The following is a 9,463-nucleotide window of genomic DNA, read 5'->3' as shown; positions in this document are numbered from 1 at the left end:
TGTGCGGAATGTCGATCCCGGTGTCGCCGGCCCTCCGGCCGCGCCGTGCCCGGTCCGGCGTTCTCGGCGGCCACGACCTCGCACACCTGGCCGTGTATCGGGGCCAGCGGCTTCCTGTGGCGCCTCCTGGGGTCCAGCCGAGGTGAGCTCAAAAGCGGCAGTTGGGAGGTGTGGGTCGTGCGCGTTACGGGCAATGGGGTGTGGCGCGCACCGATGGTGATCCTGTCAGGCCGGGAGTCGTCGGCTCGTTCTGGGGTCGCTGGTCAACGTCCTGCTCGCCACCGTCGTCCCGGTCGGCCGTCGCCGTCCTCGGGGTCCGGTACTGGTAGGAGTCTGTGATCGGGTGATCTGAGTATGCTCGGCCAGGGCTTCGCATCGTCACTTGCTGTCACCAGCGGGGCTGAAGGTGCACCCTATGACTCGCCAGCGGTGAGATGCCACATGCCGTGGGCCAGGTCGAGCGTCGCCGTATAGCCGGCCTGTTTCGGCAGCTGCTGGCCAAGGCGCCACCGCTGAGACATAGGCGACAACTTGAGGGTCACCGTGGTCCCGGATGCGTTCCCGACGGCTCCCATCCAGTGGGGGCTCTCAGCAATCAGCTGCTCTGGTAGCGCATCGGCTGGTTCCGGGACGCCCACTGATGAGGCTCCACTGGCATCGATCAGAGCGGACCCGGCCAGCAGGGCCAGCAATCGGCCGAGGACTGACGAGGGCATGGCCGGATCCGTCGATTCCACCGCCAGATAGCAGTCGTCGTGTCCGGAGAACCAGAAATGCGAGCCGTCGAGGCGAGGGAGGACTGGCTCGTCGGCGGCGGCCGTGCCGATGACCAGAGCGAGCTCATCGAGCTGCCCAGGTGTCGCGCCCGCCGGAACGTCGACCAGTGACAGCTCGTAGGGCGACCAGCCGCTGCTCAGGAATCGGGGCAGGCTGTTCCGGTGCATCACCAGGAACTCCTCGCCGAGCTCGATGGAGTCAGCGGCCCATGCCCCGACCGGGTGGACGGTGCAGTCGACCCCTTGCTCCGCCGCGATCAGGGACGGCCGCCACTGCTGGTAGTCCTCGTCCAGGAAACTGTTCGTCGCCAGGTTCACGACGACCGTGTCGTTCGCCGTCCGGGTGAGAACGTCGATCAGCTCTCCGGCCCGGGCAGCCGCCGCGCTGATCATCCACGAGCCGCCAGCCTCACGGACGCTGAAACTCATCGGGAACGGCAGACGCTCCAGCCCGACACAGTTGACATTGAATGCCCCGTGGCGCTCCACCTTGATCACTGCATCCCCCCGTACGAACTCGCCTGCACTGTGACCTGCGCAGACCATCATCCCCTCTGCGTTGGCCTATCCGGGGTCACTGGTAGGAGCCTCTGATCGAGCGAGGTGCTCCGCGCCGCAGGCGTCCAGCTGTGCGCGGCGACCAGGGCGAGGAAGACCTCCGCGAGGAGCTCGGGCCCTCGCGGACCGCGACGCGCAGTGGTGGCGGCCCGGACCGCACGAGCAGTGCGCTGTGCCGGGATGGTGCCGTTGGTGCGGGCGGCCTGGCGGGCCGCGTGCTGGGAGGTGCGGGCGAGGTCGGCGCCGGTCTGGGGCTGTGTCATCAGGCGTTCACCGCCTCGCGGACCGGGGAGGTGGTGGCACCCGCCACCAGATCGCCCGTCAAATCGCCTGTCTGGCCTGGTCAGAGAGCTAACGTGCGAGACGGCTCACTAAACTGACTTTCGTAACGCTCGGGAGATCGATCGGGTGGTCACAGCTCGCACTCGCATGCGATGTCGGTGACCCACTGGACGTCGCACCGCCGCGGATGCGGTCCAAGCCTGGCGGTGCACCAGCCGGGTGTGGTGGGAGGTCCCGGATGAGTCAGAGTCGAACGAGGCTCCGTGATCCCGGGACCGCGCGATCCCGTTAAAGGAGGAGGCGTGCGCAGCCAATCGAGGCCCTGCCCGCCTCCTCCTGCCGTCAGTCATTCCGGTTGAACTCCAGTCCGTCCTTGCCGTCGGTGCGGGGGAAAAAGGCCTGGAGGAAGACCGACGACACGTGCGGCTCGTCGCCGCGTGCGGTCTTCTCGAGCCTGTCCAGCAGTTGGTCGGGGGCGTTCAGCTCGAACCATTCGCCGGAGCCGACGGTGACGGTCAACCACTGGTCCGGCGCGAACTCGGGGACGAACACCTCCAGGATCCAGATGTCCTTCCTGTCGGCCGGGCGGACCCGCGAAGCGATGATCCGGTCGGCCGAGACCCAGAAACCGCCCTCCTCTGCGGAGCCGCTTCGTACGCCCAGCCACACCTTCGGGCTTCTGCGGTTCGGCAGGCTGCCCAGCAGGACGTGGGCGATGGCGGCCAAGCCCTCGCCGGTGGTCTCCGTGACGTGGTTCTCCCCGGTTCGCTTCTCGGCTTTCCGGGCCAGCCGGTCGGCCAGCGCCCGGTGATCGGCCCAGTCTGTGCCCTGACCCATGGACTTCTCCTCGCTCCCGTGAGCCGGAACGTACCCGGCCGTACGACTCAACGAGCCTGCCCGGGCCCGACGAGGGGCATGCCGGAGTTCCCCTGGTCCCCCCTCTCACGGGACCGCCATGAAGGAGTCGGCATGCCGGAGCCCGCTCCCCGCATCGGGATTTTGCTGGGGCGCACGACGGCCGCCACGCCGCGCACGGGCCCGAGTCGGACCGTGAAGTGCTCGCCCTCTACGCTCTGGCCCGGGCCATGTGCCCGTCTGCCGTTGGTCCGCTGATCCTCAACGGCCGTCTCAAAAAAAAGCCTGCAATTAGATCTTTTCTGGCCTCAGGGCACTGTTGTTCGAGTCGAAGATCAGGCAGGTCTGACCCCGCGCCGTACGCGGATTGAGGCTGGCTTCCGTTGGGTTTCGTAGGTTTTCGGCACGCCGCAGCCGGGCTGAGGGTGTTGCCCGTGGTCGTGGTCGTCGTGCTGTCCGCACCGGCGTGGATCTGCTGGCCGTTCCTGCCGGAGCGGCGCCAGCAGGTGGTGCTGGAGATGGTGAGGGCCCTGGCCGACTGGACCCGGGGAACGGTGCAGCCCGAGGAGATCGCGGCGGAGCCGGCTGTTCGTCCCGGCCCCCTCGACGCCGGGTCCTCCGGGTTGATCGGGGACGTGTTCGCATCGTCGGCAGCTGAGCCCAACGGGGCCGTTGATGCCGGGGGATGACACCGCCCGGCCCAGTCGGGCCGGGCGTACCTGCGCCGCGCGAAGGCGGGCGCTGCGCCCTTGCGGGGGAGTCACGGTTCCTTCGTCCGGGTCGGCGAGCGGGTGCCCGCAGCCGCGAACGGTCGCCGCAGTCCGATCTCCCGGGACCGCTCGATCCCGGTATCGCGAAACGCTCCCCGTCCGCGTCCGGGCGGGACGAGCGTCCCCAGGCGAAGCGGACGGTCCGGACGTCTCGTCGTGCACGATGGGTCCCAGGTGTCGGACCCGGCTGGTACCTGCCGAACGGACCACTCAACTCCGCTTTCTAGAAGGGGAACCTGGGCATAGCCGACGACATCCAGAGCGCCGTGACGACCATCGCGAGCGCGGACTGGAACATCAGGCCGGCCCGGCTCGTATCGGCCCGACACCTCGACGGAACGGTCCGCTGGTACGAGGAGGACGGCGTCCTGGTGCACACCGTCGCCTGGCTGCTGCCCGCGATCGGGGCCACCGCCCTCGCCTCCGGCCAGCGCCGCTACGTCGTCACCCACCTACCGCGTTGTTCACCAGGATGTCGACCCGGCCGCCCAGGTCCACGGCCTGCTGCGCGAGCCGCCGCACCGCCTGCGCCTCGCGCAGGTCGGCGGCGACGAAGTCGGCCTTGCCGCCGCGGGCGCGGATGGCGTCGACCACGGCCTCGCCGCGGGAGCCGTCGCGGCCGGCCACCAGGACGTGCGCTCCGCGCCGGGCCAGCAGCACCGCGGTGGCGGCGCCGATGCCGCTGGTTGCTCCGGTCACCAGGGCCACGCGGCCGGTCAGATCGAACGGGTTCATGACGTCGTTCTCCGTGTCGGGTCGTGAGGGGCGCGGTTGTGCGGCGGATGATGCCGCGACCGCGCCGCCGCGTGGTGGGTCGCGTCGCGGCAGGGCGGCCGACGATCACCCGGACGGACGGTCACGCGGACGGACGGTCACGCGGACAGCTCGACGGGAAGGTGCCGGGGTCCGCGCAGCACGGCGCTGTACCGGTAGGGCGGCGGGTCGTCCAGGAGGGTCGCGGTGCCGAGGAGCGGGAGCAGCGCGCCCAGGGCGATCTGGGCCTCGATCCGGGCGAGGGGCGCGCCGTAGCAGATGTGGACGCCGCTGCCGAAGCCGAGGTGCTGGTTGTCCGTGCGGGTGAGGTCGAACCGGTCGGGGTCGCGGAAGCGCTTCGGGTCGCGGTTGCCCGAGGCGAGCGCGAGGATCACCGGGACGCCTTGGGGAATGGTGGTGCCGGCGACCTTCAGGTCGGCCAGCGGCGTGCGCTGCGGCAACAGGTGGACCGGGGGCTCGTAGCGCAGCAGTTCCTCCACCGCGGACGGCAGCAGGGCGGGTTCGCGGCGCAGCAGGTCCAGTTGGTCGGGGTGGCGCAGCAGGGTGAGGACCCCGTTGGTGATCAGGTTGACGGTGGTCTCGTGTCCGGCGATGAGGAGGAGTACGGCGGTGCCCTCCAGCTCGTCGCGGGTGAGTGCGGCCGGGTCCGGGTCGTTGACGAAGGCGGAGAGCAGGTCGTCGCCGGGCCGGCCGCGACGCTGCTCGGCGAGGTCCATCAGGTACCGTCCCATCTCCTCGCGGGCCTGTTCGGCGGCTCGTTCCCGCTCCTTGTCGGCCGCGCCCGGGGTGAGGTCGATGCCCTCGATGATCGCGGTCGTCCATGCGTGGAAGACCGGTTCGTCCTCGCGGGGGACGCCGAGCAGTCGGCAGATGACGGTGACGGGCAGCGGGTAGGCGAGGTCGTCGACGATGTCGATCCGGGTACGGCCGTGGAGCGCGGTGATCAGCTGCTCGGTGATCTCGGTGATCTCGCCGCGCATCCCGTCGACGCGGCCGGGGCTGTGCGGGGGCCCGAAGGGCCGGGTCGCCAGGGCACGCAGCCGGTGGTGTTCGGGATCGTCGAACTGGATGAAGGAGGGCTGCCGCAGTGGGGGCGTGGCGAACTCTGGGGAGCGGTTGCGGCGGTCGGAGCTGAGCCGTGGGTCGTGGAGCAGGGCGGTGATGTCGTAGTACCCGCCGACCAGGTAGCTGCCGTCGGTCTGACGCGCGACTCCCACCTCGCGCAGTTCCGCGTACAGCGGGTAGGGGTCGGGGCGGTTGGCGTAGTCGTTGATCCGCGCCAGCAGGGTGTCGACGGCCATACGGGGCTCCTCGCGGTGGGGAAGGACAGGACGGTCAGCCGCCGGGCCGCACCACGGTCAGGCGGCGGTCCGGCAGGTGCCCGGTGAGTGCGACGGTGGGGCCGTGCGACAGCACCTTCGGGTCCGGTACGTCGGAGGGGAGCGGGAACTCGGTCACCAGCGGGTGGCCGTCGGCCGCTCCGGGGGCGGGCGGGAACGGGGCGGCGGTCTCGATCAGGCGCTGGTAGTGCTCCAGCCACTTGGCCATGTTGATGGTGACGGCGGCGGTGATCCGTCCCCGGTAGCCGTAGACCGCCACCAGGCGGCGTGCGGTGAGCGATCCCTGGGCGATGACCACCTGGTCGGAGAAGGTGGGGACGCCCACGGACTTGATGTTGAACCCGAACTGGCTCGACCAGAAGACCGGGACGGCGAGGTGCGGGCGGCGCAGTGGTTCCGGACTGACCATGTTGTGGGCCGCGACCTCGGCCTGCGCGACCGCGTTGCCCCAGTGCTCCAGCGAGAGCATCTGGTACTCGAAGAGCGGGTGCGGAAAGCGGGAGACGTCGCCGGCCACGAAGACGTTGTCGGTGACGATCCCGTACATGGTGAAGGCGCGGCATCCCGCGTCGCAGGCGACCCCCTGCGGGCCGGCCGCCAGCCCGGCGTCCGCGAGCCACTCGACGTTGCGGACCGCGCCCATGGCGACCACGCACACGTCCGCGTCGACGCGGCTGCCGTCGGACAGGTCCGCGCCGGTGAAGCGGCCGTCGCCGCGCAGCCTGGTGACGGTGACACCGCAGCGCAGGTCCACCCCGTGGGCCCGCTGCATGCCGGCCGCCAGCTTGGACAAGGTGCCGCCGAGCGCGCCGACCAGCGGCGCGGGACCGCGTTCGGCGACCGTGACCTCGATGCCCCGTTCCCGGCAGGCCGAGGCGATCTCCGAGCCGGCGAAGCCCGCGCCGATCACCAGCACCCGGCGCGGCCCGGCGGCCAGCCGCTCGGCCAGCAGCCCGGCGTCGTCGCTGGTGCGCAGGGTGAACACGCCGTCGAGGGCGGCCTCCCGCGGGTTGGGCCAGGGCCGTGCCCGGGTGCCGGTAGCGATCAGCAGCCGGTCGAAGGGCAGTGACCCGCCATCGGCCAGCAGGACCCGCTTGCCGACCGGGTCGAGGCCGGTGGCCCGCACCCCGAGCCGCCAGTCGGCCTCCGGGTCCCGGCGCATCGGCAGCTCGGTGGAGTCCGCCGAGGCCTTGCCGAGCAGCACCTGCTTGGACAGCGGCGGGCGGTCGTAGGGCGGATGGGGTTCGTCGCCCACCACGGTCAGGGAGCCGGTGAAGCCCTTCTCGCGTAGCGTCTCGGCGGCCCGCAGGCCGGCCAGCGACGCTCCGACGACGACGATCCGTCCCTCCCGGAGGTCACCGGGCACCGACGCTCACCGCCTCGCCCACGAGGATGGCCTGGACCGGGCACGCCGCCGCGGCCCGCCGTACGTGGTCGAGCTGCCCGTCGCGGACGACCGGGTCGTACATCAACGACTCCTCCCCGTGCAGCTCGAACACGCGCGGCGCGAGGAACACGCACTGCGCGTACGCCTGGCAGCGGGTGAGATCCACGACGATCCGCACCACGGGCCACTCCCTCCGTCGCCTCGGCTCGCCATCCCTTTCTAGGCGCGGGCGGGACGGGGCGCTCGCCCGGCTACTCCGGCGGAGCGTTGCACGGGCCGGTTCGGGTGTCGGCTGACCCCCGCGCTGGCGGAGCGCTCCTCAGCGTGCGTCGGCTTCGTCGATCAGGTACTGGAGCTCGTCGAAGACCTGGAGCACGACGACGACCAGCACGTGGTCGGCGACCATGAACTCCACCACGACACCAGGCGCCACATAGGCCTTCCGCAGGTGTTCGTCCGGGCCGATCGGTGCCGTCGCGGTCTTGTGATAGGGGTCGCGGCAAGAAATCCCAGCGCCCGTTCCAGAAGATCACGGCGCTCGGCAGGCAGGGCGTCGATGGTCGTCTTCGCCTCGACGGTGTACTGCACGCGGTAGCGCAGGCTGCGCTGGGTGGCACCTCTCTCGGGGCGACGGAGGTGCCACATCGGGTGATTCCTACTCGTCCTCCTCGTCGTCCTCGGACTCGGCGGTCCACCACAGGTCGATCCGATAGGTTTCTAGAGTCTCGTGGTGGGTCGCGAAGACGGCGTCCGAGTTGAGTTGACCTTCCGGAGTGGCCAGTTGGGCACGCAGTCTGCTCTGTTGGTCCTCGGCGGCCCCGCGTCCCTTCCAGGAGACACGGCCCTCGTACAGGCCTGGGCGTGGCAGGTCGAAGCAGCCGGCGATGTCGGGTGAGAACGCGCGGATGACCACGCATCCTGTCGGTGTGTCGAGTTCAACCTCGCGTTCGCCCTCGGCTCCCCAGTCGCTGCCGGTCGCTGCCGGGCCGTCCCACACGCGAACCAGGATCGCAGCGGGGGCAGTGCCCTGGAGGCTGTGGACGTAGATCTGGGAACCGGTCCCGGCGACCACATCCCGCCGGCTCCTGACGAGGGCTTCGTTGCTCGGCACGGTGGCATCGGAGTCGTACACCACGATCTTGCCGTTGTCGGGCCACGCTTCGGTGCGGAACTCGAAGAGGACGGGCACCACTTTCTCCTCGCTGCTCTGACCAGTAGTCGGCTACGGAATGATCTTCACGTAGAAGGGGTCGCCGTCCTCCGGATCAACGCCCGCGTCTGCGAGCAACCTGCGCGCCCAGAAGCCGTGTACCGTCCCAGTCCCAAGCGTCATGGCTCGCAGGCTACAGCTGAGGGACATTTCGAGATCGTCCAGCAGGATGAAGTCCGCCGGCAGCACCGGCTCGCTCATGGCCCACATCTTCATGTAGAAGTCGTGCTCGAACCGGAGCCTGCCATCCAAGGACTGAATGTCCTAGTGGCTGGGAGTCGAAGCCCTACGGGACCGCTAGAGGAAAGAAGAAGTGGTGAGTGGAGAAAAATGGCAACGCGAGCCGAACTCCGGTACAGGGATGGTCGAATTGTCGAACCCGACTATCTCAATTCGGTCGACGAGGTCGACTCTCTGATTGATGAACTTCTGACCGGTCCGGCGCATGAAAACCTGGCGCAAATTATTCATCTGGATCGTCCTTTGATGAGGCCTGAATGGCCCGACCATGAGCTTCTGATCGGAGTGGATAGGGCGGTTAATCTCGGCGTAGTTGCCTTCACCGATAGTGAAGGCAGCGTCATTTCTGCAGGGAGTCCCGAAACCAGGGCCGCGCCGGTGTACTACCTTGCCGGACACTGGACCGAACTCTCGGATCAGGTTGAGATTCCAATCGACATCGTTCGAAACGCCCTCAAAGAGTTCCTGATTTCAGGAGGGAAGCGACCCACGTGTGTCCCGTGGAAGGAGCGATTTCCTGACGGCTAGCCGGACAGCGACGTAGTCGCCTCTATCACTGTTCGGGAAGACGCTATTCCCGGTGTGCCATGCGAGTTCCGCATGGCACACCGGGGCCAACCGTCGCCGAGCTCTACCGTGCCGCCTACGCGGCGGTGACCGCGTGACCTGGAGCTGGGAGTACCTCTCCAGCGAGCAGCACGTCACCGCCGGCGCCCCGGCCGACTTCCTGGCCGCCGTCGAACGGCGGGCCGCCGACCTCGTCCGGGCCGCTGAGGCGCTCTACCTGGACGGCACCTCCTACCAGGGCAGCGGCGAGCCGATGCGCTACCTCGACGTCGCCGGCGGCATGCTCGCCTACTACGTAGCCCCCCGCCTGGAGCTCGTCGTCTGCCAGCTCACACCCCCATGTGACCGGGCAGAACCGACCGGGCCCCGACGTGGCACCGGCCTGCGCCCGCCGACTGCTACTCCGGAACCCCGAGGGGGCGAGCGCGGCGTCAACCGGGCGGACTCAAACGAGTCCGGCCCCACCGCGTGAGCGGTGGGGCCGGAGCGATGTCCCGGTCAGTCTTCCAGGTCTGACCAGATGTTGAGACTGCCGTCCTCGACGACCCACTCGTGGTAGCCGAGCCTGCGGCCGATCTCCTCGAACCGGCTCAGCCGCGCCGGGCCAATGGGGATGAAGTACACCTTCATCGCCCGTAGGAAGAGGCGGAATCCGAGATCGGGACCGAGCTCGGTGACCGCGGCCTCCAGCGCCGGGAGCACCG

The 9,463-nt window shown here is 69.4% G+C and carries 11 protein-coding genes and 1 pseudogene; 3 read left to right on the top strand and 9 right to left on the bottom strand.

The window, feature by feature from the left end; translation table 11 throughout:
• Positions 1 to 413 precede the first annotated feature (413 nt).
• Positions 414 to 1,274 carry a hypothetical protein gene (locus ACGF0D_RS43485; protein ID WP_392926035.1) on the bottom strand — a complete coding sequence of 287 codons (861 nt, stop codon included), beginning with the start codon at positions 1,272 to 1,274 and terminating at the stop codon, positions 414 to 416.
• 684 nt (positions 1,275 to 1,958) lie between these two features.
• Positions 1,959 to 2,453: a hypothetical protein gene (locus tag ACGF0D_RS43480; protein ID WP_392926033.1), complete on the bottom strand. Its 495-nt coding sequence runs from the start codon at positions 2,451 to 2,453 to the stop codon at positions 1,959 to 1,961.
• Between the two features lie 452 nt (positions 2,454 to 2,905).
• On the opposite strand from ACGF0D_RS43480, the gene ACGF0D_RS43475 reads away from it, so the two are divergent.
• On the top strand, positions 2,906 to 3,160 hold the full coding sequence (locus tag ACGF0D_RS43475) for a hypothetical protein (protein WP_392926031.1): 255 nt from the start codon (positions 2,906 to 2,908) through the stop codon (positions 3,158 to 3,160).
• A gap of 525 nt (positions 3,161 to 3,685) precedes the next feature.
• On the opposite strand, the gene ACGF0D_RS43470 is transcribed toward ACGF0D_RS43475, so the two are convergent.
• From ACGF0D_RS43470 to ACGF0D_RS43445, 6 genes are all read right to left on the bottom strand, one after another.
• Positions 3,686 to 3,976, bottom strand: a complete 291-nt coding sequence (locus tag ACGF0D_RS43470) for an SDR family NAD(P)-dependent oxidoreductase (RefSeq protein WP_392926029.1) — start codon at positions 3,974 to 3,976, stop codon at positions 3,686 to 3,688.
• Positions 3,977 to 4,113: 137 nt separating this feature from the next.
• Positions 4,114 to 5,316: a cytochrome P450 gene (locus tag ACGF0D_RS43465; protein WP_392926027.1), complete on the bottom strand. Its 1,203-nt coding sequence runs from the start codon at positions 5,314 to 5,316 to the stop codon at positions 4,114 to 4,116.
• A 34-nt stretch (positions 5,317 to 5,350) separates the two neighbouring features.
• Positions 5,351 to 6,721: an NAD(P)/FAD-dependent oxidoreductase gene (locus tag ACGF0D_RS43460; RefSeq protein ID WP_392926025.1), complete on the bottom strand. Its 1,371-nt coding sequence runs from the start codon at positions 6,719 to 6,721 to the stop codon at positions 5,351 to 5,353.
• A complete protein-coding gene (locus ACGF0D_RS43455) occupies positions 6,711 to 6,920 on the bottom strand; it encodes a ferredoxin (RefSeq protein WP_392926037.1) in 210 nt (69 codons plus the stop codon). The genes ACGF0D_RS43460 and ACGF0D_RS43455 overlap by 11 nt, the downstream gene beginning before the upstream one ends.
• A 477-nt stretch (positions 6,921 to 7,397) precedes the next feature.
• Positions 7,398 to 7,931 (bottom strand): hypothetical protein, encoded by a 534-nt coding sequence (locus ACGF0D_RS43450; RefSeq protein WP_392877616.1) that lies wholly within the window; start codon positions 7,929 to 7,931, stop codon positions 7,398 to 7,400.
• 33 nt (positions 7,932 to 7,964) lie between these two features.
• A complete protein-coding gene (locus ACGF0D_RS43445; protein WP_392877614.1) occupies positions 7,965 to 8,204 on the bottom strand; it encodes a hypothetical protein in 240 nt (79 codons plus the stop codon).
• 78 nt (positions 8,205 to 8,282) lie between these two features.
• Here ACGF0D_RS43445 and ACGF0D_RS43440 point away from each other — a divergent pair, with 78 nt between their 5' ends.
• Entirely contained in the window at positions 8,283 to 8,720 is a 438-nt protein-coding gene (locus ACGF0D_RS43440) for an Imm1 family immunity protein (protein WP_392926023.1), read from the top strand.
• 133 nt (positions 8,721 to 8,853) lie between these two features.
• Entirely contained in the window at positions 8,854 to 9,231 is a 378-nt protein-coding gene (locus ACGF0D_RS43435; RefSeq protein ID WP_392926021.1) for a hypothetical protein, read from the top strand.
• A 26-nt stretch (positions 9,232 to 9,257) separates the two neighbouring features.
• On the opposite strand, the pseudogene ACGF0D_RS43430 reads toward ACGF0D_RS43435, so the two are convergent.
• Positions 9,258 to 9,463: pseudogene (locus ACGF0D_RS43430) on the bottom strand (hypothetical protein); the annotation flags it as partial.

Origin of the sequence: Kitasatospora sp. NPDC048298, from assembly GCF_043201465.1 — a bacterium.
Classification (GTDB): domain Bacteria; phylum Actinomycetota; class Actinomycetes; order Streptomycetales; family Streptomycetaceae; genus Kitasatospora.
The sequence above is the reverse complement of the archived record's forward strand: the minus strand, read 5'-3'. Positions and strand labels throughout refer to the sequence as shown.

What these genes read in the sequence shown, in the direction of transcription:
- ACGF0D_RS43480 (WP_392926033.1), bottom strand. Translation starts at nt 2,453, where the DNA reads ATGGGTCAGGGCACAGACTGGGCCGATCACCGGGCGCTGGCCGACCGG.
- ACGF0D_RS43465 (WP_392926027.1), bottom strand. Translation starts at nt 5,316, where the DNA reads ATGGCCGTCGACACCCTGCTGGCGCGGATCAACGACTACGCCAACCGC.
- ACGF0D_RS43440 (WP_392926023.1), top strand. Translation starts at nt 8,283, where the DNA reads ATGGCAACGCGAGCCGAACTCCGGTACAGGGATGGTCGAATTGTCGAA.
- ACGF0D_RS43470 (WP_392926029.1), bottom strand. Translation starts at nt 3,976, where the DNA reads ATGAACCCGTTCGATCTGACCGGCCGCGTGGCCCTGGTGACCGGAGCA.